The 25,621-nt window shown below is 63.9% G+C and carries 21 protein-coding genes; 8 read left to right on the plus strand and 13 right to left on the minus strand.

All coding sequences use genetic code 11. The annotated features are described in order from the left end of the window. Positions 1-13: 13 nt before the first annotated feature. From VGM51_08335 to VGM51_08350, 4 genes are all read right to left on the minus strand, one after another. Positions 14-1,144, minus strand: coding sequence for a glycoside hydrolase family 130 protein (locus VGM51_08335; protein HEY3413051.1), 1,131 nt, complete (start codon positions 1,142-1,144; stop codon positions 14-16). A gap of 143 nt (positions 1,145-1,287) precedes the next feature. Continuing rightward, complete coding sequence (locus tag VGM51_08340; GenBank protein ID HEY3413052.1) at positions 1,288-1,878, minus strand: DUF4337 domain-containing protein; 591 nt, start codon at positions 1,876-1,878, stop codon at positions 1,288-1,290. Between the two features lie 111 nt (positions 1,879-1,989). Beyond that, a complete protein-coding gene (locus VGM51_08345) occupies positions 1,990-3,381 on the minus strand; it encodes a hypothetical protein (protein ID HEY3413053.1) in 1,392 nt (463 codons plus the stop codon). Between the two features lie 87 nt (positions 3,382-3,468). Next, on the minus strand, positions 3,469-5,613 hold the full coding sequence (locus VGM51_08350; protein HEY3413054.1) for an S-layer homology domain-containing protein: 2,145 nt from the start codon (positions 5,611-5,613) through the stop codon (positions 3,469-3,471). Positions 5,614-6,376: 763 nt separating this feature from the next. Here VGM51_08350 and alr point away from each other — a divergent pair. The 4 genes from alr to VGM51_08370 all read left to right on the plus strand — a co-directional run bounded on the left by alr (position 6,377) and on the right by VGM51_08370 (position 10,096). Beyond that, positions 6,377-7,528 (plus strand): alanine racemase, encoded by a 1,152-nt coding sequence (gene alr / locus VGM51_08355; GenBank protein HEY3413055.1) that lies wholly within the window; start codon positions 6,377-6,379, stop codon positions 7,526-7,528. Positions 7,529-7,577: 49 nt separating this feature from the next. Beyond that, entirely contained in the window at positions 7,578-7,994 is a 417-nt protein-coding gene (locus VGM51_08360; protein HEY3413056.1) for a VOC family protein, read from the plus strand. A gap of 84 nt (positions 7,995-8,078) precedes the next feature. Then, complete coding sequence (gene pheA, locus VGM51_08365; protein HEY3413057.1) at positions 8,079-9,188, plus strand: prephenate dehydratase; 1,110 nt, start codon at positions 8,079-8,081, stop codon at positions 9,186-9,188. A 116-nt stretch (positions 9,189-9,304) separates the two neighbouring features. Beyond that, on the plus strand, positions 9,305-10,096 hold the full coding sequence (locus VGM51_08370) for a CFI-box-CTERM domain-containing protein (GenBank protein HEY3413058.1): 792 nt from the start codon (positions 9,305-9,307) through the stop codon (positions 10,094-10,096). Between the two features lie 7 nt (positions 10,097-10,103). Here VGM51_08370 and VGM51_08375 read toward each other — a convergent pair whose 3' ends face one another. From VGM51_08375 to VGM51_08415, 9 genes are all read right to left on the minus strand, one after another. Further along, the gene (locus VGM51_08375; protein HEY3413059.1) at positions 10,104-10,856 is read right to left on the minus strand and encodes a diacylglycerol kinase; all 753 of its coding nucleotides are present in this window, start codon (positions 10,854-10,856) and stop codon (positions 10,104-10,106) included. A gap of 37 nt (positions 10,857-10,893) precedes the next feature. Continuing rightward, entirely contained in the window at positions 10,894-11,328 is a 435-nt protein-coding gene (ybeY, locus tag VGM51_08380; protein ID HEY3413060.1) for an rRNA maturation RNase YbeY, read from the minus strand. After that, entirely contained in the window at positions 11,243-13,417 is a 2,175-nt protein-coding gene (locus VGM51_08385) for an HDIG domain-containing protein (protein HEY3413061.1), read from the minus strand. The genes ybeY and VGM51_08385 overlap by 86 nt, the downstream gene beginning before the upstream one ends. Before the next feature lie 160 nt (positions 13,418-13,577). After that, positions 13,578-14,756, minus strand: coding sequence for a cell division protein FtsZ (ftsZ, locus tag VGM51_08390; protein ID HEY3413062.1), 1,179 nt, complete (start codon positions 14,754-14,756; stop codon positions 13,578-13,580). 290 nt (positions 14,757-15,046) lie between these two features. Next, on the minus strand, positions 15,047-15,706 hold the full coding sequence (locus tag VGM51_08395) for a lysophospholipid acyltransferase family protein (GenBank protein ID HEY3413063.1): 660 nt from the start codon (positions 15,704-15,706) through the stop codon (positions 15,047-15,049). Further along, positions 15,697-16,467: a (d)CMP kinase gene (gene cmk, locus VGM51_08400; GenBank protein ID HEY3413064.1), complete on the minus strand. Its 771-nt coding sequence runs from the start codon at positions 16,465-16,467 to the stop codon at positions 15,697-15,699. Before cmk ends, VGM51_08395 begins: the two co-directional genes overlap by 10 nt. After that, entirely contained in the window at positions 16,460-17,251 is a 792-nt protein-coding gene (locus VGM51_08405) for a tetratricopeptide repeat protein (protein ID HEY3413065.1), read from the minus strand. Before VGM51_08405 ends, cmk begins: the two co-directional genes overlap by 8 nt. 486 nt (positions 17,252-17,737) lie before the next feature. Then, complete coding sequence (locus VGM51_08410; GenBank protein ID HEY3413066.1) at positions 17,738-18,652, minus strand: hypothetical protein; 915 nt, start codon at positions 18,650-18,652, stop codon at positions 17,738-17,740. Between the two features lie 153 nt (positions 18,653-18,805). Next, a complete protein-coding gene (locus VGM51_08415) occupies positions 18,806-19,300 on the minus strand; it encodes a YcxB family protein (GenBank protein ID HEY3413067.1) in 495 nt (164 codons plus the stop codon). 232 nt (positions 19,301-19,532) lie between these two features. On the opposite strand from VGM51_08415, the gene aroQ reads away from it, so the two are divergent. The 4 genes from aroQ (at position 19,533) to VGM51_08435 (ending at position 25,588) form a co-directional block, all read left to right on the plus strand. Continuing rightward, complete coding sequence (gene aroQ / locus VGM51_08420; GenBank protein ID HEY3413068.1) at positions 19,533-19,976, plus strand: type II 3-dehydroquinate dehydratase; 444 nt, start codon at positions 19,533-19,535, stop codon at positions 19,974-19,976. Between the two features lie 30 nt (positions 19,977-20,006). Further along, on the plus strand, positions 20,007-21,080 hold the full coding sequence (locus VGM51_08425; GenBank protein HEY3413069.1) for a Xaa-Pro peptidase family protein: 1,074 nt from the start codon (positions 20,007-20,009) through the stop codon (positions 21,078-21,080). Positions 21,081-21,213: 133 nt separating this feature from the next. Further along, the gene (locus VGM51_08430; protein ID HEY3413070.1) at positions 21,214-22,458 is read left to right on the plus strand and encodes a pitrilysin family protein; all 1,245 of its coding nucleotides are present in this window, start codon (positions 21,214-21,216) and stop codon (positions 22,456-22,458) included. A gap of 334 nt (positions 22,459-22,792) precedes the next feature. Continuing rightward, positions 22,793-25,588, plus strand: coding sequence for a vitamin B12-dependent ribonucleotide reductase (locus VGM51_08435; GenBank protein HEY3413071.1), 2,796 nt, complete (start codon positions 22,793-22,795; stop codon positions 25,586-25,588). The last annotated feature ends 33 nt before the right edge of the window (positions 25,589-25,621 follow it).

Consider the following 25,621-nt stretch of genomic DNA (forward strand, 5'->3'; position numbering starts at 1 on the left):
CGGTCCGGAGCATTCACTCAGGATCGGGGCGAGTACAGGCAACGGCTACGTGGCTGTCCGCAGTCCCGTAGTACAGGTACCACCTGTGCCGGAAATGGACGAGGCCCTCAACGAAGACGGTCCCGCCCTGGTATTGGCCGGTCGTTTCGTATGGCTTCTCCGGTGTGAGGAAATAGCCGTCGCGACGATCGAGCAATTTCGCGGGGTCATCCTGCGAAAACAGAGCCTGGCCGGCGGAGTACGTGGCGGCTCGCAGGGTGGTATCTCCGTTGCGCGCCGCGTTCTTGCCATTGAAGAGAAGGACGATGCCGGCGGGTGTGATGACGGCCGGCGGGCCACACTCCACCAGGTCGCTGTCCCATTTGCCGGCGCGGCGGTCCATCACCACGGCGAGGTCGCCGGGCGCATTGATGACGGGATTCCAGTCCATCAGATTCGTCGAAGTCGCGGCGTGGATCTGTCCCTCACCCCAGTACATCCAGTATTTGCCGTCGATTTTCGCGGCGATCAGGCGATCTCGCACGAGGCGGCAGACGACGGAGGCGGACTTGCTCCAGGTTGACGCGAAGCGCCCGGCCGCGGCCTTTGCGAACACGGGGCCGCGCTTCACCCAGTGAACGAGGTCGCGGGAGGTCGCAGCGGACAGGGTGGCGGTCTGGCGGTTCCACGCCGTGTACAGCAGCAGGTATCCGCCGTCCGGGGTTTCCACGACGCGCGGGTCCTCGCAGCCGCCGGGCCAGTCGCGGTTTTTCTGGTCGTCCTTGTCCGGGTAAAGAACGGGACGCGGTAGCTTCTTGAAAACCTTGCCGTCTACGCTGTTCGCCAGGCCGATGCGCGACGTATGCATGCCGATCCCGTTGCCGGAATCGTCCTCGGCGCGATACAGCACGTACACGCGGCCGCCACGAACGACCGCCGCCGGGTTGAACACGTTGTCCTTCTCCCAGGCGACGACCTTTCCGCTGAGCGGGCAGTAGAAGCGCGAGTCGCCGGGAGACAGCACGGGGTTGGCGGAATCTACCTTGATGAACGGGCCGATGCCCCATTGGGTGGCGGGCTTTGGCCGTGCGGCGAGGGATGCCGATGTGGAAGCCAGGAGCAGAGGGAGGATCGCCAGGCCTCGCCACGAGCGTCTAGAGTACAATCGCTAACCTTTCGTCAGATGGTGGTTTGAAGCGCCGGGATGGCCCATCGGGCAGCGCGTTTGGACGGTGTGCCCCCCACTTAAGGTAGCCGCCTGACGGTCCGAACTCCAAGAGAACCCCCGAAGGCCGGCAACCGGGCGCCTCAGGAGAGCCAGCGGGCCAGCAGGTCGGGATGGAGCCGCCACGAGAGAATGCCGGCCAGGCCCATCAACACGCCGAACGCGGCGGGAAACATCGACAGCGCGAACAGCCACCGCTTGTGAGTGAGCGCCGTCATGGCGAGGAGGGCGATCGCCAATGCGATGGCCGCGGACGAAGCGTCAAACTGATCGTCGCGGAAGTTCAGCGCGTCATAATCCTTCTGATCGTTGTCGGCGGCGGCCTTCGTTTCGGCCTCTTTGGACACCTGCTCCGCGGCGATTGCCGTGTATCGGGCCGAGGCGGCGGCGTATCCCGGGCGCTGCCCCGGCGCCGAGGCTTGCGCCATCGCCCGCAGCTCATCGGCTGTGGCCCGCGCCACCTCCTCGCGGATCTTGCGCGCCTGATACCAGTTCCAATCGTCAATGCTCTTCGCTTGCGCGGCCTGCATCGCCTGCACGATGTTGTTGTCCTTCACGTCGCAGATGCCCATGAACGTCGCCAGGAGCGCGACCGCGATGGCGACCAGGGTGTTCAGTCGCGCGTGCCCTTTGCCGCCGGCTTCGCCTGCGTCGGTCCCCAAATCCAGATCCATCCGTTGCCTCCCGGGACCGCCGCAGACCGGCGTTCCCCAACTCCGTCACGCCGGAGCCGCACTACGCCCGGCGCGACGCCGGACGTACCGTGAAGCCCACGGCCGCCATCGTCAATTCAGCACGCGCACGTCGAAGAAGACCGCACGCCGCCGGTCGCTATAGCGGATCTCCGGTTCCACGCACCGCAGCCTCTTCGCGATCCCCACTTCCACGTCGTACATCTTGTGATTGCCCACGTCGTATCGCAAATCAGTTTCCAGGCGGTAGTGCCCCCAGGAGATCCTTTTGCCCGCGTAGGCCTCCGTCTGAACCAGAACCTGGTCCCACTGGAACGGCGTGTGTCCCTGAAGGCCATTGAGGCGCATCCCGACCTCCTCGAACGTGTCGCGGTCTTTCCCCTCGCGCCCGATGGAGACGTCCGCGCGCGCTGTGCGGTAGAAATCGTGAGTAGAATAGGCGGAGGCGCGGGCACCCACGATCAGGCGAAGCCCCGGGTGCTCTCCGTGATCGAGCACAGTGTGTTCGTACGAGGCCGTGGCCCGGCGCGCGCTCACGCCGGTAGAGTGTTCGCGGTAGCTGCCAACGTTCAGCGTGTTCGCACTGTTATCGCCGAAGCGGATTCCGAGTTCGGGCACGCGTGAAACCAGCACGGGCAGCCGATCGCGGGAGGCGCGTTCCTGTTTCCAGTCCGCCACTGCGTAGGGTGTGATGCGCCCCTCGTTGGCGTAGCTGGCGATGCCGCGCCAGCCAACGCGCGTGGTGACCTCCACCTCGACGTTCACGTTATCGGACAGCGCAATGGCCTGCGAGAGGGTGAAGCCGGAAACCTGGCTGCGCCCGGGGCGGGGGAAGGGCAACGCCTGGCGGCCGCTGCCGCCTTTGGGCCGCGCCTTGTGCGTGAAGAGGGGCAGCGTTACGATCCGATGGTGGAACAGGTCCAGGCTCACGTGGCGGGCGGAGATTCGGCGGTCATTGTTAAGCGTTACGGATTGCGCGTGGATAACGTAGTCCGGGTTATCGAGGCCGCAGCCGCTGAAGGTGGCGTCCAGCATGAGGCGCCGGTTGGGCAGCATTTCGAGCGAGGCTGCCCGAAACTCCATGCCGTCTTCGGAGAACCGCACGGTCTCGATGCGTCCCTCGCGTTTGGTCCAGTTATAGCGGGCGGACGAGCCGGTGGCTACGTGGTTGTCCCACAGCAGGGTTACGGAGTTTGTTGCGACGACCTCGCCGGCGTTGTAGTCCACCGTCACGGTCTCCGCTGTGAGGACGATAGCGGGCGGCAGTTTGCCGTCCGGGAGTCCCCGGTAGATCTCGGCGCGGACGGGTTGTGACTGGCCGCTGAAGACCAGCGCGTTCCCATCGGGCGTGGACTCCACGCGGTCCGTGTACACGGTGATATGGTCCATGCCGTCCGGCGAGAGCGAAAGCGATGCGGGCGTTTGCTGCGCTTGGGCAGCGGCGCCGGCCAGAAATGCGAACAGGAAGAGGTTTGAGCGTTTCATCGCACGTACTGTAGCATCAAAAAGGAGGTTGAGCCCCCCTCCCGAAGGAGGGGGGCTCAACTCAGACTTCGTCCAGGTCAGGTTTGATTAGAACTTGACGGTGAACTGGCCGACGGCCACCGATCCCTTGGCGTCCTGGCCGTTGTTCAACAGCATGGCGCCCTTGTCGCGGTAGTCGATGATCTGGTAGAGCAACCGGAACGAGGAGTTGGCGGAAAGCGCTGCGCCGTAACCCAGGTTGTAGTACGTCTGCTCGGCAGTGGCGCCGGTCGTGTTGATCAGCGGGTTTGCCTTAGTGCGGACGTTCTCGACGCCAAGGTCAACCTTGCTGTAATCGCCGATGTTGAACTTCAGTCCGGCGGTCCAGTGGGTGATCCTGGTGTTGTCGTCATCCGCCATCACCGCAGCGTCGGTGGAACCAACGCCGGCGACGATGGAGCGGTACTGGGCAGCGGAACCGGTGAAGTCCAGGCCCTTAGCGAGGTTCACGCCGACCGTGCCCTCATATCCCTTGATGTTGACCGGGTTCTTCCAGCCGCCGATCGCGCCCCAGGAGCCCGGAGCTCCGAAGAGGGGATCGATCTTCTTGTAGCCGGCGGTGAGGGCGACGGTGCGGATGTTGAACGCGAGTTTGGCGTCGATGGCTTCGTGCTTGCCGTCAACCACGGAGTTATCGGTGTTGAGCTTGAACTTCTTGCCGCGCTCGAACATGTTGCTGTTCGCGTATTCGGCCTGAACGCCGATGCCGCGGATGAGCTTGAGCGAGAGGTCGGCGCCGTAGACGGAAGCGCGACCGACGTCCATCGGCTTGTAGCCGGCGAGGGCGTCGACGCCCGTGTACGGGGTGAGGTCGGTGTTGTTGATGCCGGCGTTGATGTAGCTGAGGCCCAGGGTGCCGCCGAGCGGCGTGCCGAGGACGGCGCGGATACCGGCGGACTGCGTGGCCGGAGCGAACATGAACGGCAGGCCGCGGAGCGACATGTTGGAACGAGCGCCGAAGAGGGCTTCGGGCATCGTCAGGATAGCGGCGTCGCCTTCACGGGTCATGGCGTAAGGAGCGTTGGGGCTGTAGACGCCACCGGTGAAGAGAACCGGGTAGCCGGCTCCGTTCGGGAACATGCCGTTGACGTCCGGTCCGCCCTGCATCAGGGAGGTGCCGTGCGTTCCGGCGTAGGCGCTGATGGCGATGCCACCGATGTTGAAGCCACCCTTGGCGCCGGTGAAGATAACTTCGCCGTTGTCGGTGAAGGGAAGGTTGGTGTAGGTGTCGTAGTCAACGAGCTTCAGGGTGTAGGGTGTGAACTGCACGCCGGTTTTGCCGGCCTCAAAGTCGACCTTGCCGAGGAGTTTGAGGTCAAGCGGCGCGGAGATATAGGCCTTGAGGGGCGTGATCTCGCTGTTCATGCTGCCCTTGGTGGTGCTGCCGTAGGGGAAGCCACCGCGGTTGAAACCGGGGTCGTTCGGCCAGACCGGGGAGGCCGCATAGGCGCCCGCGAAGTTGCCGATATTGACGTCGGTGACGGCGGAGATGGTGTCGCTGACTCTGGCGCGGATGTTGAGCTGGGTGTTGTAGGCGATCTGTGCGAACTCAAACAGGTTGGTCGTGGGAGCCAGCGGGCGGCCGTCGATGTCGACGGGGGCGCCGGAGAAGTTGTTGGTGCTGCTGTTGACCGCGTAGACAGCGGGGTTCTTGAGGGTGTCGCGGTTTGTGGACGACAGCTTGGCGATGACGTCAGCCTGGCCGGTGATCTTGATGCGATCGATTTCTTTTTCGATCTTGGTCACGCGGTCGGTCAATGAGGCCAGGTCTTTGCGAAGACCGGCAACGTCCACCTGCAGCATTTGCAGTTCAGGGGCGAACTGGTCGACGAGCTTTTTGAGCGCGTCGAAGTCGTCCTTGGTGACGAATGCAGCGAGGTCCGAGGTCTTGGCGTAGCCGCTAAGATCCGGAGGAGTGCTGGTGGACGACGGGATGGCCGCGATCTGATCCTTGATGCTCTGTTCGAACTGGGGGATCATACGGGCGATCGCCGTGGCGAACTCGTAGCGCGTCATAGCGCGCTTGCCGCCGAATGTGCCATCGGGGTAACCGATGACGATGCCCCTCTGGGCGAGGGTGTTGACCGCTTCGTAGGACCAGTGGTCGCGCGGCACGTCTGCAAACGGAGCTTGCGCGTGCGCCGTGGTGGCCACGATCGCTACTGTAGCGATACCCATCAATAGTCTCTTCATACTTTTCCTCCTGAAAAGAGCCAGAGACATTCCGGGACCTCGTTGACCTGGTCCTTGATGGGTGTGGAAATCGGCGCAGTGTCCATGTTTCCTGCTTCGCCTTCCGTGCCTCTCAAGGCTTCGATCAATTTCGATACCGGGCCGCACACAACCGGCGAACCCGCCGATGGAGGTGCGACATTCGCTTCCCACTTTTCACGCCGAAGAAGATTCCGGCGCCGCAGACTGTGGGGAAGCATTCAGCCTGCGCAGCACGACATTTCAATGTGCGGACCCGTATCGGGGCCGCACCGCCATGCATATATTGGATAAAACGTGCCGGTTCCTTAGCGGCTAAAACTCCGCTGAAACCCGGATGCGCAAGCATCCACCTACACGGTTTATCCCTTACTCTATCTTAGCGATTGGTGCAACACGTTTCAAGCAAGGCCATCCTTGTCGTACCCATTCTGCCATGAGGTTATTCTGCATTTCATCGGCTAACGCATTCCCATCGGTGATTAGTTCGAAAAATCCGCGGAGTCCGGGGTATTGGAATCCTCACTCGGCGGCACGGCGCCTTTGCGGCAGTGGACCGGCCGCACCGCGACCCGGCACACTGGATGTAGAGGGCCGCAGCGAGCATGCCAGAGAAGAGACGGGTCTCGTACCTGGCGTAACGAATTTCACAAGACCGGTGTCACGATCGATTACTGACCGTGGACCGCAAGCAGGCACGACCCGTACGGGCCGTCTGCCGGCCATACCATAGAAGAGCATTTCGATGAACGTGGAGAACAATAGAACAAGACGGCCGGCGTGGGTTGAAGTGGACCTCGGCGCGATCCGGCGCAACGTGGCGGCGGTCCGCAAATGGGTCGGTCCGGAATGCGGCGTCTGGGCCGTGGTGAAGGGAAATGCGTACGGACACGGACTGGTTCCGGCGGGACTCGCGGCGTTGAAGGGCGGCGCGGCCGGGCTGGCCGTCGCGATCCCGGATGAGGCGATTGCGCTGCGCGATGGCGGCGTGGCGGCGCGGATTCTGGTGATGGGAATCTCCGAACCGGCCGCGGCGGACGATATCGTGAGGAATGGCCTGGACGCGGCGGTCTCCACCGTGGAACTGCTGGCGGCGCTATCCGATGCCGGGCTGCGTTATGGAACGCCTGCCCGAGTGCACGTGAAGGTGGATACCGGCATGGGACGGGTGGGCGTGCTCCCGGAGAGCGCGAATGACTTCCTGCGGCGCGTGGCGCAGGCGCCCGGGGTTCGGTGGACGGGGCTGATGACGCATTTTGCCACGGCGGATGACGACCCGGAATACGCCCTCGAGCAATGGCGCCGGTTCTCTGCGGTTATCGAGGCTGCCCTCTCGATGAGGGGGGCCCCGGATCCTCTCTGTGTACACGCGGCGAATTCCGCGGCCACCTGCCGGCTGCCGCAGTCCTACCAGGCGACAGCGGGGGCAGCGCCGATGGTGCGGCCCGGGCTCCTGATATACGGTATCTCGCCGATGGACGGTGGGTTCGGCCCGAGCGTGGAGCCGGCGCTGAGCCTGAAGGCGCGGGTCACACAGGCGCGAAACGTGCCCGCGGGGACGTGCGTGAGCTACGGCGCGACGGTGACGACCGTGCGCCCAACCCGCCTGGCGATCGTTCCGGTGGGCTACGCGGATGGTTACAGCCGCGCGAACAGCAACCGGGCGAGCGTGCTGCTGCGGGGCAAGCGGGTTCCCATTCTGGGGCGGGTATGCATGGATCAGTTCGTGATCGACGCGACGGAATCGGGAGCGGAGATCGGCGACGAGGTGGTGCTGATCGGCCGCCAGGGCGATGAGGCGGTTACGGTGCTGGACGAGGCGGACTGGGCCGAGTCCATTCACCACGAGGTGCTGACGCGGCTGTCGGATCGGCTGCCGAGAGTCTACGAGGGCTGAGGGCGCAAGGCCGAGGCCCGAGCCAATACTGGATCAAGGAGGGGGGCTTATGTCCGGTCATGTCGCATCGGAAGGCGGGGCTACGAGTGTGGAATGCATCATTCCCATTCTGAGAGTCCGGGATCTGGCCGCAAGCCTTAACCACTACGAGACGGTTCTGGGCTTCCACAGGGATTGGGGCGGGGAGCCCGGCGGGATCATGGCTTCGGTTTCGCGCGACAATTGCGGGATCATGTTATGCGAGGGCGAGCAGGGGCATTTCGGAACCTGGGTGTGGATAGGAGTGTCGGATGTCCGGCCGCTCTTCCAGGCGCTCAAGGCGGCCGGCGCACACATCGCCATGGAGCCGGTGAACTTCTCGTGGGCGCTGGAGTTTCGGGTGGAGGACCCCGACGGCCACATACTGCGTTTCGGGTCGGAGCCCGACGGCGCCTCTCCGTTTGCGGATCGCGCCGCCGGAGGATAGCCAACAAAGCACGGCGCCAGAATCTCCCGCGCTCGACGCCCGCGGCGCCGAGGCGCTCTGTCGCCCGTCTATAATGGAACCATCATGGAAGACCCAAAACCCGCCTCAACCGCTACGGTACCCGAATTGCGCGATCGCATCGACGCGCTTGACGTCGAGATACTGGGCCTGATCAACCGGCGCGCCGCACTGGCGCAGGAGATCGGCCGTCTGAAAGCCGCCAACCGCAAGGAGGACGCTCCGCCGCGCCCGATCTACGTGCCGGAGCGTGAGAAAGCCGTGCTCTCCCGCCTGGCCGAAAAGAACGCCGGCCCGTTGGATGCGGCGGCGGTCCGGTCAATCTACCGGGAGATCATTTCCGCGTGCCGCGCGCTGGAGAAGACCCTGCGGGTTGCGTACTACGGGCCTCCGGCGACTTACACCCATATGGCGGCGATGCAGAAGTTCGGCGGAGCCACCGAGTTCCTCCCGCTGCGAACGATCCGCGACGTCGTTCAGGCCGTGGAGACTCAACAGGCGGATTACGGCGTTGTGCCGGTGGAGAACAGCACCGCCGGAGCCGTGGAGAGCACTCTGGATGTTTTCGCGAACACCGACGTAAAGGTTTGCAGCGAAATCTTCATCCCGATTCACCACAACCTGCTGAGCCGGGCGGACAGCCTCACGAAGGTCACGCGATTGTATTCGCACCCGCAGGCCACGGCGCAGTCACGCCAATGGCTGATGGCGAACCTTCCAAACGCCGACATTGTGGAGGCCATATCGACCTCGGCCGCCGCGGAACAGGCCACCCACGATCCGACCATCGGCGCGATCGCCAGCCGGGCGGCGTCCGACCAGTACGGGCTGAACATTTTGGCCGAGAACATCGAGGACAACCCGAGGAACAAGACGCGCTTCCTTGTGGTGGGAATGAACCGGCCGGAGCGCACGGGGCATGACAAGACGAGCCTGATGCTGAGCGTGCGGCATGAGGCCGGCGCCCTGTACAAATCGCTGGCGTCATTTGAGCGCCACGGCATCAACATGATGATGATCGAGAGCCGGCCGACAAAGCAGACTCCGTGGGAGTACCTGTTCTTCATCGACATTCAGGGCTACGTTGCGGATCCCCCGTTGGCGGCGGCGATCAAGGAGTTGGAGGAGCACAGCCTGTTCGTGCGCGTGCTTGGGAGCTACCCGGAGGCGGAGTAGCGGGATAGAGCCGGTGAAACTTGGAATTTGCTTACGGCGTACTGTGGGCTGAGCATCGTGAACGGCGCGGGATGCTCAGCTTGCGTTCGTGACGCCGAAGACTCAAGAGGTTCATCATGGACGAAACGACCAGGAATTGCCCGTCTTGCGGGAGACCCAATGGCATTGACGATACCGCCTGCATGTTTTGCGGGCAGGAACTGTCGGGCCGCTTTCGCCCCGCGGAGCCGTTCACCGGGTACCCGCCGCCTTTCAGCGACACCGCAACCATTGAGCCGCCCGCGACCGCCGAGGCGCCGCCCGAAAAGCTTCCCGCGGCCGAGCATGTAGAAGTGCCGGAGCCGGCCCCGCAGTCTATCGAAGCCGCCCCGGAGCCCGAACAACCCGCCGACGAAGTGCGCCCGGCGGAGCCCCCGTCCTTTGTGTTCCCATCCGTATCGAGACCGGAGGACGCCGGCGCCTTCGGGGCTTCGACTGCGGATGCGCCCCTGGCCGGGCTGGATCTGCCTCAGGAAGTGTTTGCGGCGATCTACGGATTGACGAAAGCCAATATGAGGATCCCGGCCATATCGATGCTTCGCCAGCACTCGGACCTTAGCCTGACCGATGCGACGGACAGGATCGACAGGCTTGGAATCCTGCTGGGCGTACGCCAGAAGCAGTGCTACATTGCCACCGCGTGCTACGGCGACGCCGATCACCCGGACGTGGAATCACTGCGGCGGTTTCGCGACGAGGTTCTGCTGCGCACCGTCTGGGGGAGGGCATTCGTGCGGGTGTACTACGTCCTGTCGCCACGGATCGCGGAGAGGCTGGGGCGCCACGCGCTTCCGGCCGCCATATTGCGCCGGGCTGTGCTGGAGCCGCTTGTGCGCGGGCTTCACACGCGCTCCGCGACACGCCGCTAGCCGGGGATCAGGTTCCGCCCAAATGAAGCCCGGCGATGCGGGCGACGATCCACGGGAGAAGGCGGTACAGGACCGTCGGCACGGAGATGCCAAGGAAGGCGCCCCAGACAACTTCCTGCGTGGTGTGGATGCGCGCCTGAACGCGGCTCTGCGCCACTAGCGCCGCGATGCACATCGCGAGGAACGCCGTGGGCAGCTGGTTGCTCACGAAGAGGATGCTGGTGGACAGGTAGAACCCCAGGGCGCTGTGTCCGCTCACCACGCCGCCGCTGAGGAAGGTGCCCTTGTTGCCAAGCGTTTTGCTGATGATGGTCAGCAGAAAGAGCAGAGCGAAACCGCTCACACCCACCTGGATCGGATCCTCCCGCTGGTCGATGAGCGAAATCTCGAAAAGTCGCTGGTAGTTGTCCGGGTTGAAGAACACCAGGAAGGCCACTATGATCGCCAGGACGGTGGCGACTAGAACGGCGCCGGCGGCGATGTCCTTCGCGATCTTGGCCAGAGGGTGATAGGAATCCGTGATGAGATCGACGGTGGCCTCGATGGCGGTGTTGAGCATCTCGGTGAGGAAGACCAGCGCCATTGCGAAATAGAGCAGGAACCAGTGCTCCCGGTCGAGCCGCATCATCGCCCCCAGCGTCACGATGACGGCGGCCATGATGAAATGGAACCGCATGTGTTTCTGGGTGCGGAAGACGTGAATTATCCCTTCAATCGCGTGCTTGAAGGAGAACAAGGTTGTCTTGGTTGGTCGGGGCATGGCCGGGTGTCAGTTGTCGGGTATCAGGTGTCGGGATTCAGGAAATCTTAGTCAGGGTGGTGGCTTTGGCGATCATCAGTTCCAGCCCTTCTTCAGTATCGTCATCATAGCCGATGAGGTGTAGTACGGAATGCAGGAAGAGCCACGTGATCTCGGCGCCGAGGGACTGGCCGCGCTCATCGGCCTGACGCTGAGCGGTGTCCACCGAAATAACCACATCTCCGAGGTGCACGGGCATGCCGGGGGCGGGTCGTTCACCGGGTTCGTACTGAGGGAAAGACAGGACGTCCGTGGGCTTATCCAGTTTGCGATAGTCCCGGTTGAGAGTCTGGATTTCGTCGTCGGTGCAGAGCCAGAGGTCCACTTCGGCTTCGTCGGGCCAGCCTTCAGTTCGCAGCAGGTTCGCGGTCAGGGCTGTCAGGCGCCGGCGGGGCAGCCTCGCCGGGCGCGTCTTTCGTACCGTGATCTCCATTCCCGTTCCTGTGTCCATTCTCGCCTTCGGCGCGCGCGGCATCATCCTGTCCGGGCACGCCAGGGTATTCGATGCGTGTGTGGAGCATGCTGACGAGCGTCCGGACGAACGCGGCCTTGATGCCGCCGATATCCCGGAACGTGAGGTCGCACTCGTCGAACTGTCCGTCGTTCAGTTTCGCCTGAATGATCGTATCGATGGTCTGTTCGATCTTTTGCGGCGTGGGCTTCTCAACGGTGCGGCTGATGGCTTCGACGTTGTCGGCAAGCATCAGGATGGCCATTTCGCGGCTTTGAGGTTTCGGCCCTTCGTATCGAAACTGCTGCTCCAGGGTGTCGTTGTGGATTTCGCCGCCGGTAGCCTGGTGGTAGAAGAAGCTTACGAGGCTGGTGCCGTGATGCTGGTTGATGCCGTCGCGAACCTGCGGCGGCAGGTGATACTGTTTCGCGAGTTCGAGGCCTTCCTTGACGTGCGCGGTGATCGCGATCGTCGAAAGTGTTGGCGCCAGGTTGTCGTGCACGTTTCCTTCCGCCTGGTTTTCCGCGAAATACTGCGGGCGCCTCATCTTGCCGATGTCGTGGTAATACGCGGCGACACGGGCGAGGAGGGCATCGGCGCCGATGGCTTCGGCGGCGGATTCGGCGAGGACGGCAACGCCCAGGCTGTGGTGATAGGTGCCGGGAGCTTCCCACTGGAGGCGCCGCAGCAACTCCCGGTTCATGTCCGACAATTCCAGCAGTCCGATGTGTGTGACCAGGCCGAAGGGACGCTCGAGGATCGCCACCATCAGCCAGAAAAGGAGCGCGGACGCGACGCCGGTTCCCAGCACCCACGCCATCCCGATGAGAATCTCGGTATGGGCGTCGCCGTACAGGAGCCCGAGAACCACCACGAGGAACACGTTGGTGAGGGAGACGGTTGCGGCGACGCGCATGAGGTCATTGCGGTCGCGGATTCGGGAGACGCCGTATATGCCGACCAGCGAGCCGACGAGGGCGACCGCCAGGTAGCGGGCCTCGATCTCCCAGGCGACGCCCGCGGTGACGGCGAGCAGGGTGGAGATAAGGAGCGCGGAGTCGACGTTGATCAGGACGGCTGCCAGCATCGCCGGCAGGGCTATCCAGAGCGTGGCCAGGTAGCCCAACTGGCTGGCGCTGAGAGGCACGCCCAGGAAGGAATAACCGGCTTTCAGGCCCGCGGCGCCGAAGATGACCAGGATGCCGAGAAGGCGGAGCAGGCGGAGATCCTTGTAGATGCGTGGCTCATAGTATCGGAGGAAGAACGACGCCGCGAGAACGACTCCGCCGAGGAAGAGGCAAAGACCGGCGAGGCGGGGTAGATCCAGCCCGGGGTGCTGGAGGCCGAGGGCGTTGTACCGCTCGACGTCCTGCTCGGTAACGATGTCGCCTTTGCGCGTGATGACCTCATCGCGCTGTATAGACACTTCCACCGGCGAGACGGCCCGCATGGCCCGGTCCTGCTCGTTGGCGGTGGCGGTGACGCTGAGGATTCGATTCGGGCGGACGGCGGACTTGGCGACTTCGGAGACGAGGCGGGTGGCCTCCGGGTTCAGGTGGAGCCCGGCGGCGAACTCCTGGGCCATCCGGCGCGCCGAATCGACACTGTCATTGTCGCTGCGAATGTCGGAATCCATGACCTGCGCGACAACTTGCTGGGTGCGGTTCATCAGGTCTTCGAGCGCGGGATCCGACGCCTCGAGCGCGGTTTTCAGCACGGCCGGGCTCAGGTTGACGTTCGCGGGCAGCGCCTGCTGGGCCTCGGCGAGGCGTTTGGACAGCTCAGGGCTGCGCGGGTTTGCCTTCTCGGTGGAGATCACGTTGAAAACCGTACTGACGAGGCGCCCGGCCTCGTTCGCCGCGCGGGGGTCGTTGTCGTACTGCCGCGGCACCCTTCCGGCGGCGGCCTGGCGGGCGCGCTGGGTGGCGATAGCGCTCACATAGGTCCGGCTCCGGCGGGCGCGAATATCGTGCGGTGCGGTGTCGCCGGGTTGAAGTGCGACCTTGTCCGGCACGATGCGCGAGGCGAGCAGGCCGGCGAGGACCGCGGTGAGGACGAGGCCCCACAACAACCGCTGCTCCTGCCTCAGCACCTGCCACAAACTGGGACGGGCCGTGGAACGGCCCGGAAGAGGGATAATCTTCATATAGGACAGGGTACAGGGGGCAGGGTTCAGGATTCAGCCCCGATTGGGCTGAATCCTGAACCCTTAATCCTGTATCCCCATTATTCTAGCGTCGGCGGAGGAAAGCGGGGATGTCCAGCTCGTTGTCGGCGGGCATCGTGCGCGGGGCTTCCTCGGTTTTGCGCGGTTCGGTGGCGACGGCGGCCGGAGCGGGCGCAGCCTGTGGGGCCGGCTGGGCGGCGTAGGCGGGGCTCTGGGCGGCGGCGGCCTGTACGGATGTGGGCACGTAGCTTGGCGTGGTCAGGCGGTTGGAGTACGAAGCGGCGGGCGTCTGGTAGGGTCCGCGGCCGTCAAAGCCCGTGGCGAGCACGGTAATGCGGACCTTGCCGGACAGGCGCTCGTCCAGAACGGTGCCGAACATGACGATGGCGTCGTTCTTGTCCGTGATGCTGTGGATGATCTCGGCGGCTTCGTAGACCTCGTTGAGGGTGAGGTCCGGGCCGGCGGTGATGTTCATCAGAACGCCTCGTGCGCCCTGGATGGCCTGTTCGAGGAGCGGGCTGCTGATGGCGGCGGTGGCGGCGGCGACGGCTCGCTGTTCGCCCTCGGCCTCGCCAATGCCCATCATCGCGCTGCCGGCGTTCTGCATGATGGCCTTCACGTCCGCGAAGTCCACGTTGATGAGGCCGGGGACGGTGATGATGTCCGAGACACCCTGCACGCCCTGGCGGAGGATATCGTCCGCCATGCGGAAGGCGTCCTTGAGCGTGGCGCGCTTCTCGGCGACGGTGAGCAGTTTATCGTTGGGGATGGTGATGATGGTGTCCACGCGGGCCTTGAGTTCATCCACGCCCTGCTCGGAGGTCATCGCGCGGCGCGGGCCTTCGAACGAGAAGGGCTTGGTGACCACCGCGACGCTGATGGCGCCGATTTCCTTGGCGATGTCCGCGATGATGGGCGCGGCGCCGGTGCCGGTTCCGCCACCCATACCGGCGGTGATGAAGACCATGTCCGCGCCTTCGAGGGCCTTGCGGATGTCCTGCTTGCTTTCGTCGGCCGCTTCCCGGCCGACGTCGGCGCTTCCGCCGGCGCCCAATCCGCGGGTGAGGTTTTCGCCCAACTGGATCTTCTTCTGCGCCGCGGAGAGGTTAAGCACCTGGTAGTCGGTGTTCATAGCGATAAACTCGACGCCACCGACGCCGGCTTCCACCATGCGGTTCACCGCGTTGCAACCGCCACCGCCCACGCCCACCACCTTGATGTTGGCAAACTGCTCAGGAACCACTGTTGCTCTCCTCCTCGCGTCCCCATGGCAAACAGCCGTAAGGACAACTTTACTTGGGATATCTTTGATACAGGAAGCGATTGCGCTTCGGCTACACGCTTTATCATTGGCCGATGCAGCGCGAATTTCACTGTATTCTAGCCCATGTGCCGTGTTAAAGGAGGACAGTCCAAGTTTTTGGGCAAATCCTGCCGGTGTACAAGTTTGGGGGACGGCGGATGGCCGGTACCGTGCAGGCAACCGGCGAGACGCCGGCTGTACTGTGGTTCAGGGCGATTCGGCGCGGGGCGTTAAGCGCGTTCCGGCGGCAGGTCTTCTTCGTGGAGTTCGGGCCAGGCGTCGGGGGTTTCGGCGCGGAGGGCGGCGATGGCGGCCATCACGGAGCGGGCGTCCGCATCCAGGTCGGGGCGCTTCTCGTCCGAGCAGAAATACATCGGTTTGCCGAAGGTCACGGTGAAGTGGCTGCGGTGGAACCCCGGGTGGTCGGGGCTGAAAGCTTTGTGCGTTCCGGTGACGAGGGTCGGGATCACCGGCGCGCCGGATTTTCGGGCGATCATGGCCACTCCGGCCTGCGGTGGTTCGAAGACGCCGCGGGTCCTCTTTCCCTCCACGAAGATGAGGAGCGGGCGGCCCTTCTCCAGGACTTCCAGCGAGGCGCGGATGGCGCCGCGCAATCCGGATCTCGGATCAACCGGAAACGCGCCCATAAGGTCGATGATCTGGGCGAAGACAGGGATCTTGAAGAGGTATTTCTTGGCGATCGCCTGCATCGGGCGTTTGAACGGCAGGGCGATGACGATTGGATCGAGGTAGCTCTGGTGATTGGAGGCGATGATGACGGGGCCTTCGGCAGGGACGTTCTCCATTCCGTAGATATGGATGGGGCCCATCGTGCGGGTGACGACGGCGAGAACCCGTTTGCAGAAGTTGTGAACGATGGCTACTTGCATCCGCGCTCCTCGGCGAGGCCGACGATTTTCCGGACGACTTCGTCCGCGGAAAGGCCTCCGGTATCCACTTCCACGGCGTCGGCGGCGAGGGTCAGCGGGGCATCCGCCCGGGTGCAATCGCGCTCGTCGCGCTCGAGAATGTCAGCCAACACTTTATCATAGTCCGCTTCCTTGCCACGGGCAATAAGTTCGGCCGTACGGCGGCGGGCGCGTTCGCCGGCGGGAGCGTTCAGGAAGACCTTGAGCGTGGCGTGCGGCAGGACGACGCTTCCGATATCCCGTCCCTCCATGACCACGTCCGCCGTTTCGGCGATTCGCTTCATCTGCGCTGTGAGGGCCGTTCGGACGCGCGGATCGGCGGAAACGCGGCTCGACCAGTCGCTGATTTCAGGGGCTCGTATGGCGTCTTCAACGTCCTCGCCGTCGAGGATGGTCCGCTGCCCGTCCGGCCCGCGACGGAAGCTGATTACGGCTTTCTCGGTGAGGGCGCCCCATCCGGACTCGGGACACGAGGCCCGGCGGACTTTCAGGGCGATGGCGCGGTACATTGCGCCGGTATCGACGTATGTAAAACCTAGCGCCACGGCAGCGCCCTTCGCCACCGTGCTCTTTCCGGCCCCGGCGGGGCCGTCGATGGCGATCTGGCGAGGGGGGCGGAGTTCCGGGTGCCGGGTGGCGGGTACCGGGGGGCGGGTGCCGGAAGCACTCCTTCGCCCCGTCGCGCCCTCGCCTCCGTCTCCATCCACCGTCGGATCATTCATAGCCGGCCCTTGTCATCGAAAGCACGACCTCGTCGTAATCATCGAGCGCGCCGGCGAGTTGGTCGTGCCGGGCGGCTTCGGCGATATCACCGAGCGCGCGGTAAGCGTCGCCGAGGAGGCAATGGTAGAATGCCTTCCGGGGTTGAAGCCGAATGGCCTCCCGCAGCGTGGGCAGTGCGTCGGCGGCGCGGCCAAGGACGATATACAGCGCGCCCAGGCGTACCTGGTAGTAATCATCGTCCGGCTGGCACGCGACGGCAGCCTGCATCGACCGCACGGCGAGGTCCCATTGTCCCAGATCGCTGTAGAGGCTTCCGAGCCAGAAATGGTAGAACGCGAGGCGCGGTTTGATTTTGATTGCGGCCTCGACCTGGACGACGCATTCGTCCCAGCGCCCCATCTGGCGGTAGATATCCGCGAGTTTGAAGCGGACGTACGGATTGTTGGGGCGGCAGCGCACCGCGCGCTGGTATTGCCCGGCGGCGGCGCGGAGGCGGCCGTGCTGCTTGAAGATGTCGCCGACGCCCAGGAATGACTCCGCGTGCGTTCCGTCGGACTTGAGGGCGGCACGATATGCCTTCAGGGCGCGCTCCGAGTCATCGGACAGGATGTAGGCATCGCCGAGGCGGGTTTGGGCTTCGGCGTCGCGCGCATCCATCCTCACTGCCTGGCGGTAGTGCTTGATGGCCTCGTCCACGAAACCGTCTTCGGCCAGGGCATCGCCCCAGCGCTTGCGGTCGTTGATGTCCGGTTCCCGTTTCTTCTTTGTCTGGTCCTGGTTCACGCGCTAACTTCCTCACCGATATTGTAACACGCCGGGGGAAAAGGAGAGGCGCGGCGGCGGGAGCAAAGGGGTGTGAGGACGGCGCGACGCCGGGGCGTCGTTCGCGGCAGGTTGAATTGCTTGTATGGTTGTGATAAGATTGTGTCGGAGCACGAGGAAGGCCGTGAGGGGGCGCCAAACCCCTTCGTTGGCGCGGTTGACGGAGTGCTTCCGCGTAGCAGGTAAAGCCAACGTGTTGGAAAGGGTCGGGCAGGGGGTTGATCGCCCCCGTTGGCCGGCCTTTTCCGCGTTTGAGGGCTGAGGGGCAAGGGCTGAGGGCTGAAGGGCAAGGGCTGAGGGCTGAGGGGCAAGGGCTGAGGGCTGAGGGGCAAGGGCTGAGGGCTGAGGGGCAAGGGCTGAGGGCTGAGGGCGGAGGGCTGAGAATTGAGTATTGAGAATATAGAATTGAGACCCTGGCTCCTGGACCCTATTCCCTAACCCCAACCCCTACCACCTGATCAACTTGGTCAGGCGGCCGTCCGGGATGAACTCGACGACGTACATGTCTCCGCGGGAATCCACGCAGGCCGCGTGCGGCGTGAGGAAATGTCCATCGTGTCGCTCGGCGTGGGGAATGTCGGGCCAGTTGGGGTGGTCCCATGCGCCGGGTGTGTCACCGAGGTGGGTTATCAGGCGATTGCGCTCATCGAAGATGCTGACGCGGGCGTGGAGGTCCGGGACGATCATCTCGCCGCCATCCTGGTAGAAGCAGCAGGGGAATCGCAATTCGTCCGTGATGACACTGTGGTAGCCGCCATCGAGGCCGAAAACCTGGATGCGGTTGTTGCCGCGATCAGCGACCATCAGCAGGGGCTCGGGCCCCCTCGTGTCTACCCAGCCACCGTGCGGGCACTGCATCTTGCCGGCGGCACCGGCGCTGCCGTCCCAACTCCGAATGTAGCGGGCATCATGGGTATACTGGTGGACCCAACCCTGACCGTACCCGTCGAAGACGTAGACATCGCCGTTGGGGGCCACGCACGCATCGGTCGGGAAGAACATATCGGGCGTTTGGTAGACCTCCGGCAGAGGCGGCGCGGTGATGGTCCAGACGACTTCGCCGTTCAGGGTGGTCTTGAAAACGGCGCTGAGCTCGTAGTCGCAGAGGATCAGGAACTCATCGTCCCCCTCAGGGGTGAGGAAGAGACCATGGGCGCCTTTGGCGAACTGTTCGCCCCAGGAGCGCATGAAGCGACCCTCGCGATCGAACACGCACATCGCATCCTTGCTCTGGTTGAAGACGTAGACGTTGTCCTGCCTGTCGGTCACCACGCCGTGGGTGAATCCTAAGGCGACACCGTCCGGCAGTTTCGCCCACGCGCCGTCCCACTCGTACCGGTGCGATCCCTCTCCAATAACCATGCCTTGCCTCCCAGTGATCCCGGAATTCTCACCGCAGGGGCACGGAGATGGGTGACAGGTGTCGGGTGATGGGTGCCGGGGTGAGCAGTCCGGTTGCGGTTCTAACGGGAGGTAAAACCGTGGGTAGGTGAGATGGTTCCGCGCGAAGCAGTCTCAACGGAACTTGCCGCCGTGATCGGTGACCATTTGCCGGATGAAAGCCTTGGCCTCCTCGTCCATCGGGGCGGCGGGCAGCGTGAAATAGTTGTCTCTCCCGATGAAGATAAGCCATACGTCCGGGAAGGACCAGACGTGCTCGATGGAGGTCCATGGGAGTTCGGCTGCGCCGCTAGCGGCACGCACCGCGATATAGTCGTCGATGATCTGTACGTACGCCTCGGGCGAGCCCATCTTGCGAAGCTTCTCGGTTGCGCCGGAGAGATACACGTGGTATCGTAGGACCGGAATCACTGTGTTGATGCCAAACAGCGCCGTCAATATCACTGTCGATGTTGAACGGTCGCCAGTAATAATCGCGTAGGTTACGAAGGTGGCGGTCAGTACTGAGCCGATGAGGAGGTCGCGCGCGCCACCTCTGCGTCGCCAGAAGTGTCCGGTTGCGGAACGTACCAGTTGAGGCGAGTATGTGACACAAAACGTGCGATCCATATGGGCGGCCCTTCCGTTGGATTGTGGGCGCGGTAGGGAAGAGCGTAGCAAGTGAACAGGAGCAGGGCGACCAACGCTACGCCAAGACTTCTGGAGGATGCCGTCCCGGGTGCAAGTAAGGCAGGGCCGCCCGAGAGGCGCGCGCTTCGCAGCGTTGATTCGTCGGGCGGGGCGGGATAGAATGAATTATGGGCGGCGCCTGGCCGTCCTCGGTCTCCTACGAGGGCACCCCATGACCCGAAGAGTTCTCGTTCTTCACGGCCCGAACCTCAACCGGCTCGGGCAGCGCGAGACGGCAATATACGGCACGGAAACGCTTGACACCATCAACGAGCGTATCTCCGCTCTCGCGCATGAGCTGGAATGTGATGTCCGCTTCTACCAGTCCAATTCGGAAGGAGCGCTCATAGACGCAATCCAGGGCGCCATCGGCTGGATGGATGCACTTATCATCAACGCCGGCGCGTACACCCATTATTCCTACGCCCTGCGCGACGCCATCGCGGATGCGCGTGTTCCGACGATCGAGGTGCATCTCTCCAACATCCAGGCCCGCGAGGCATTCCGGCACGAATCCGTGATTTCCCCCGTGGCGACCGGACTCATCTGCGGCCTCGGCTCGGACTCCTATCTGCTCGCGCTCAGGGCCGTTCGCTCCATCATTGACACGCAATAGGCCCCTTTCCCGTCTCCCGAATACCGAAATATGAACACAAGACTCAACGCGCTCCGCGCGAAATTCGATAGCGCCGGCATTGACGCCCTCTACGTTTCCAACATCGTGAACGTTCGGTATCTCACCGGCTTCACGGGCAGTACCGCCATGCTCTTCGTTACCCGTGACAACGCCTTCACCTACGTGGATTCCCGGTACTGGCTGCAAGCCGAATCCCAGGTAACCGGGGCCGAGGTTGTCCGATGCGGAGTCGCTGTTACGAACGAGGCGCTGGAATCGGTCGCCGCCCTCCCCGTTGAGCGGCTGGGATATGAAGCCGGCAACCTCACGGTGTCCGCGCTCGACAAGCTTTCCGCCAAACTGCCCGACATGCAGCTCGTGAAGACCGACGGCCTGGTGGAAGGCCTGCGCCTCGTGAAGGACGCTTCGGAGGTGGCCGCCGTCCAGGCCGCTTGCGCTCTCACCGATGCCCTCTTTGAAGAAATCCTTGGCTTCATCAAACCCGGCGTCCGCGAGGTAGATATCGCCCTGGAACTCGAGTACCGTATGCGGAAGCGCGGCGCTCAGGAGGTGGGCTTCGCCAGCATCATCGCGAGCGGAGCGAACGGCGCCAAACCGCACGCCGGCGCGTCGGACAAGGCGGTCGAAAGCGGGGACTTGCTCACCATGGATTTCGGCGCGCGCCTCAACGGGTACAACTCGGACATCACGCGGACGGTCGCCGTCGGCGCCATTTCGGACGAACAGCGCGCCGTCTACGGCGTGGTCCTGAAGGCGCAGGAAACGGCGGTCGCGGCCCTGCGCCCGGGCGTCAGCTGCGTGGAGGCGGACAAGGTCGCCCGGGACATCATCGCCGAAGCCGGCTACGGGGAGAACTTCGGGCACGGTCTGGGCCATTCCCTGGGCCTTGACGTGCACGATGGCGCCCGCCTTTCGCCGCTGGCGGACCCGGAGTCCGTCGTCCAGGCCGGCGAGATCTGGACCATCGAGCCGGGCATCTACATCCCCGGCTGGTGCGGAGTGCGCATCGAAGACGACGTGCTCGTTACCGAGGATGGCCCGGTTCTCCTCACCCATGCGCCCAAAGGACTGATCGTTCTCTAGAGGGCTCTCGGATCGGCCGCGGAGGGCATGGGGGGGCCGGAGTCAGGCGTGATCACGGGTTCGCCATCCAACCGCCCGGATTCAGCCGACGGCCTCCGCAGCCTCCGGCCTCCGGGCTGTACAATGGAGAGTGATGCGTTCTTTCACCTCTATAGTCTTCCTGGCGGCGGTTTTGCCCTTGCGGGCGGCCGCGCCTCCCAACCCGATACCGGGCGCGAGCGTCGCCACCGCGCGCCTAGCGAACGGGGCAACGCTGGTCCTGCGGAGCGTCCCGGCCGCGCCGGTGACGGTCGTGGACCTATGGGTTCGCGCGGGAGCGTCGGACGACCGGGGTTCCGGCGCTGCGCACGCGCTGGAACATATGGCTTTCAAGGGTGCGAAGGACACTCCGGGGGAGCGTATCGACGCGGCGATCGAAGAGACCGGCGGCATCGTCTCCGCCGCGACCCTGCCGGATGCCACGCATTATTGGGCCTCCGTTTCGCCGGAGGGGGCGGTGCAGGTGATCCAGACACTCCCCCGCATCCTGCATGAACCGGCTCTGGACACGGAGGTCTGGGAGCGCGAGCGCAAGGTGATTCTGGAAGAGATCGACCGGGCGGGCGCGGATGCCGAAGCCGAAGCACGTCACGCGCTCGCCGCGAAGCTGTACGGGCCGTTCGCATCCCCGGCGTCCGGCACAGCAGACGCCATCCGCGCCCTCACGCCGGAGGCTATCCGTTCATTCCACCGGCGCTGCTATCGCCCGGACAGGATCGTGATGGTGGTAACCGGCAGATTCGACATTGAACGCATCCAGAAGGCAGCGAGGGATGCGCTGACGGCGCTTCCCGCCGCTTCGGGCATCTCCGGCGCGCCGGTGGACGCCGTTCCCGCTCCCATCGCCCGCACCGCCAACGACCGGATCAGCCGGCAGGGGACGGTCGCCATTGGCATGGGGTTCGCCATCCCGGGCGACGGCGGCCCGGCGCTGGATATCGCCTGCACATTGCTGCGAACGCGATTGCTGGAATCGCTGTCGGGCATCGCAGGCGACGTTCAGGTGGTACACCCCTGGCAGCGGGCGCAGTTGATCACCGTTGTGGTGACCGGCCCGGAGGTGAATGCCGACCGCATCGAATCGACGATGAAGACCGCCATCGCCGCGCTTGGGACCGGGATTACAGACGCGGACCTCAAGGCCGCCGTGCGCAAGCGCCAGTGGACGTGGTGGATCGACAACGAATCGCCCACTGCCCAGGCCCGCACTCTAGGACTTGCAGTCACGCTGGGCGACCTCGATGCCGCCACCCTCGCCACGACGAGGCTCAGCCTCCTCACCGCGGACGATGTCAGGACCGCTGCGAACCTCGCATTTCGTCCGGTAACCGGCCCCTGACCCGCAATACCCACCCCTGGCGCCGCCCCAAGTACAACCCCTGCGCACGGCACTTGAACCGGGTATTTGGGGCCTGCAACATTAACACCTCACAACACCTTTTCTTTGCCTTAAAGGCGGTTATAATTCCCCTATTGCGCCTACATCTTGTGTTGGCGCGAACCGATACCCACTATATCTTGTGTTTTGGCCCGTCTTTAACACAGGTGGGTTTGCACTCATTCACCCGACTATTATTTGGAAATGCGCGGCCTGAACCGGCTTTATAACCGGCCGCGCACCGAAGGAGCTTGTTATGCTGGACACATCAAGAGACACCGAAACCGGCGACAGCATGTTGCTTGGCGCTCCGCCCGCCCGAAAGCCGCGCGCCCGGAAGCCTGCTGCCCGCCGTGGAATAACGGTCCGACGCTTCTTTACGGAGCCGGACACCCATCCTTTCGACGAACTCGAATGGGAGGTGCGGTCCGCCGCCATAACGGATGAGACCGGCCAGGTCATCTTCGAGCAGAAGGATGTCGAGATGCCGATGGGGTGGTCCCAACTGGCCACGAATGTCGTCGTCTCGAAGTATTTCAAGGGCCCGATCGGCACGCCGGAGCGGGAGCGCAGCCTGAAGCAGTTGATCCGGCGTGTGGCCGGCACGATCACGCGATGGGGCACCGAGCAAAACTATTTCGCGCAGGTCGATGACGCGGAGGCATTTGAGACCGAACTGACGCATCTGCTGGTGAACCAGTACGCCGCATTCAACAGCCCGGTCTGGTTCAACGTGGGCGTCGAGGAGCACCCTCAGTGCAGCGCGTGCTTCATCCAGAGCGTGAAAGATGATATGGGAAGCATCATGGACCTCGCGAAGAACGAGGTGATGCTGTTCAAGTACGGGTCCGGCACCGGATCCAACCTCAGCTCGCTGCGGTCGAGCAAGGAGCACCTGGTCGGCGGCGGCACCGCCAGCGGCCCCGTGTCGTTCATGCGCGGCTACGACAGTTTCGCGGGCGTCATCAAATCCGGCGGCAAGACGCGCCGCGCAGCGAAGATGGTCATCCTCAACGTCGATCACCCCGATATCGAGGAGTTCATCAAGTGCAAGGCCGAGGAAGAGAAGAAGGCCTGGGCGCTCATTGACGCCGGCTACGACGGCGGATTCAACGTGCCCGGCGGGGCCTATGACAGCGTCCAGTTCCAGAATGCCAACAACAGCGTACGCGCCTCGGACGAGTTCATGCGCGCCGTGGAAACGGACGGGCCGTGGACAACGCACTACGTGACCAACGGCGAACCGAACGGCACATTCCGCGCGAGGGAACTGATGGGCAAAATCGCCGATGCCGCCTGGATCTGCGGCGATCCCGGCATCCAGTTCGACACCGTGATCAACGACTGGCACACCTGCCCGAACACGGACCGCATCCACGCGTCCAACCCGTGCTCCGAGTACATGTTCCTGAACGACAGCGCCTGCAACCTCGCCAGCCTCAACCTGATGAAATTCCGCGACGACGACGGCCTGTTCGACGTGGAAGCCTTCTGCCACGCGGTCAGCATCCTGATCCTCGCGCAGGAGATCATCGTCGATGAAGCCAGCTATCCCACGCCGGCCATCGGGAAGAACAGCTCCGATTACCGGCCGCTGGGCCTCGGCTACGCTAACCTGGGCGCCCTGTTGATGGCGCGCGGCGTTCCATACGACAGCGAGACGGGCCGCGCCGTCTGCGGCGCCATCACGGCCCTGATGACCGGCCAGGCGTATAAAACCAGCGCGCAGATCGCGGCCCACACTGGTCCGTTCGTCGGCTTCGAGGCGAACCGCGAGCCCTGCCTCCGAGTCATCAAAAAGCACGGTGACGCCGTCAACACCATCGACCCGAAGAAATGCTCCGAGGACCTCCTGGAGGCGGCCCGCGAAGTCTGGGCCGACGCCTATGCCCTCGCCTGCGAACACGGCGTCCGCAACGCGCAGGTGACCGTCCTCGCGCCTACCGGCACCATCGCGTTCTTCATGGACTGCGATACGACCGGCATCGAGCCGGACATCGCGCTGGTGAAATACAAGAAGCTCGTCGGCGGCGGGCTGCTGAAGATCGTCAATCAGACCGTTCCCGAGGCCCTGAAGCACCTGGGATATGACGGCGACACGGTGTCCGCCATCATCGACTACATCGACCAGAACGACACCATCGAAGGCGCGCCCGGCCTCAACGACGAGCACCTGCCGGTTTTCGATTGCGCCTTCAAGCCCGCCAACGGCTTGCGAAGTATCCACTATATGGGCCACGTCCGCATGATGGCGGCGGCGCAGCCGTTCATCAGCGGCGCCATCTCCAAGACCGTCAACATGCCCAACACAGCGACGGCGGAGGAGATCGCCCACACGTATATGGAAGCCTGGAAACTGGGGTTGAAATCCATCGCCATCTATCGCGACGGCTGCAAGCGCACCCAGCCCCTGAACACTTCGAGGGATGAGAATCGAGAATTGAGAATTGAGGGCGGATCTCAAGGCTCAAATCTCAATTCTCAAGTCTTGGTGGAGGCCCGTCCGCAGCGGCGCCGCCTGGCGGACGAGCGTATGAGCGTCACCCATAAGTTCAGCGTGGCCGGCCACGAGGGATACATCACTGTCGGCCTCTACGAAGACGGCCTTCCGGGAGAGGTGTTCATCACCATCAGCAAGGAAGGCAGCGTGGTGAGCGGCATGATGGACGCCTTCGCGACCGCCATCAGCCTCAATCTGCAATACGGCGTGCCGCTGGACGTTCTGGTGAAGAAATACAGCCACATGCGCTTCGAGCCCAGCGGCTTCACCGGCAACAAACAGATCCCGATCGCGAAGAGCATCGTGGACTATATCTTCCGCTGGATGGCGCTGAAATTCCTTCCCGACACGGAGCAGCCCCGCCTCCCGCTGGAGATGGAGCCCGCGAAACCGGCGGCTTCCGCGGCGAAGTCCAACGGCAACGGCGGGGGCACAGGCCTCACCAAGCCCGTGACCCTGGCGGACCAGGAGAATCTGGTGTACCAGACCCAGACCGACGCGCCGCCGTGCCCGGACTGCGGCAGCATCATGGTCAGAAGCGGCGCGTGCTACCGTTGCATCAACTGCGGGGGCACGAGCGGGTGCAGCTAGCGGACAGCGGCCAGGTTTCCTCCGGGCGACTGA

The organism is Armatimonadota bacterium (assembly GCA_036504095.1).
Lineage (GTDB): Bacteria > Armatimonadota > DTGP01 > JAKQQT01 > JAKQQT01 > DASXUL01.

Excerpts from the sequence above, each read along its gene's own strand:
- VGM51_08340 (HEY3413052.1), bottom strand. The coding sequence starts at position 1,878 with ATGGATCTGGATTTGGGGACCGACGCAGGCGAAGCCGGCGGCAAAGGG.
- VGM51_08345 (HEY3413053.1), bottom strand. The coding sequence starts at position 3,381 with ATGAAACGCTCAAACCTCTTCCTGTTCGCATTTCTGGCCGGCGCCGCT.
- VGM51_08350 (HEY3413054.1), bottom strand. The coding sequence starts at position 5,613 with ATGAAGAGACTATTGATGGGTATCGCTACAGTAGCGATCGTGGCCACC.
- alr (HEY3413055.1), top strand. The coding sequence starts at position 6,377 with ATGAACGTGGAGAACAATAGAACAAGACGGCCGGCGTGGGTTGAAGTG.
- VGM51_08360 (HEY3413056.1), top strand. The coding sequence starts at position 7,578 with ATGTCCGGTCATGTCGCATCGGAAGGCGGGGCTACGAGTGTGGAATGC.
- pheA (HEY3413057.1), top strand. The coding sequence starts at position 8,079 with ATGGAAGACCCAAAACCCGCCTCAACCGCTACGGTACCCGAATTGCGC.
- VGM51_08370 (HEY3413058.1), top strand. The coding sequence starts at position 9,305 with ATGGACGAAACGACCAGGAATTGCCCGTCTTGCGGGAGACCCAATGGC.
- VGM51_08375 (HEY3413059.1), bottom strand. The coding sequence starts at position 10,856 with ATGCCCCGACCAACCAAGACAACCTTGTTCTCCTTCAAGCACGCGATT.
- ybeY (HEY3413060.1), bottom strand. The coding sequence starts at position 11,328 with ATGGAGATCACGGTACGAAAGACGCGCCCGGCGAGGCTGCCCCGCCGG.
- VGM51_08395 (HEY3413063.1), bottom strand. The coding sequence starts at position 15,706 with ATGCAAGTAGCCATCGTTCACAACTTCTGCAAACGGGTTCTCGCCGTC.
- cmk (HEY3413064.1), bottom strand. The coding sequence starts at position 16,467 with ATGAATGATCCGACGGTGGATGGAGACGGAGGCGAGGGCGCGACGGGG.
- VGM51_08410 (HEY3413066.1), bottom strand. The coding sequence starts at position 18,652 with ATGGTTATTGGAGAGGGATCGCACCGGTACGAGTGGGACGGCGCGTGG.
- VGM51_08415 (HEY3413067.1), bottom strand. The coding sequence starts at position 19,300 with ATGGATCGCACGTTTTGTGTCACATACTCGCCTCAACTGGTACGTTCC.
- aroQ (HEY3413068.1), top strand. The coding sequence starts at position 19,533 with ATGACCCGAAGAGTTCTCGTTCTTCACGGCCCGAACCTCAACCGGCTC.
- VGM51_08425 (HEY3413069.1), top strand. The coding sequence starts at position 20,007 with ATGAACACAAGACTCAACGCGCTCCGCGCGAAATTCGATAGCGCCGGC.
- VGM51_08430 (HEY3413070.1), top strand. The coding sequence starts at position 21,214 with ATGCGTTCTTTCACCTCTATAGTCTTCCTGGCGGCGGTTTTGCCCTTG.
- VGM51_08435 (HEY3413071.1), top strand. The coding sequence starts at position 22,793 with ATGTTGCTTGGCGCTCCGCCCGCCCGAAAGCCGCGCGCCCGGAAGCCT.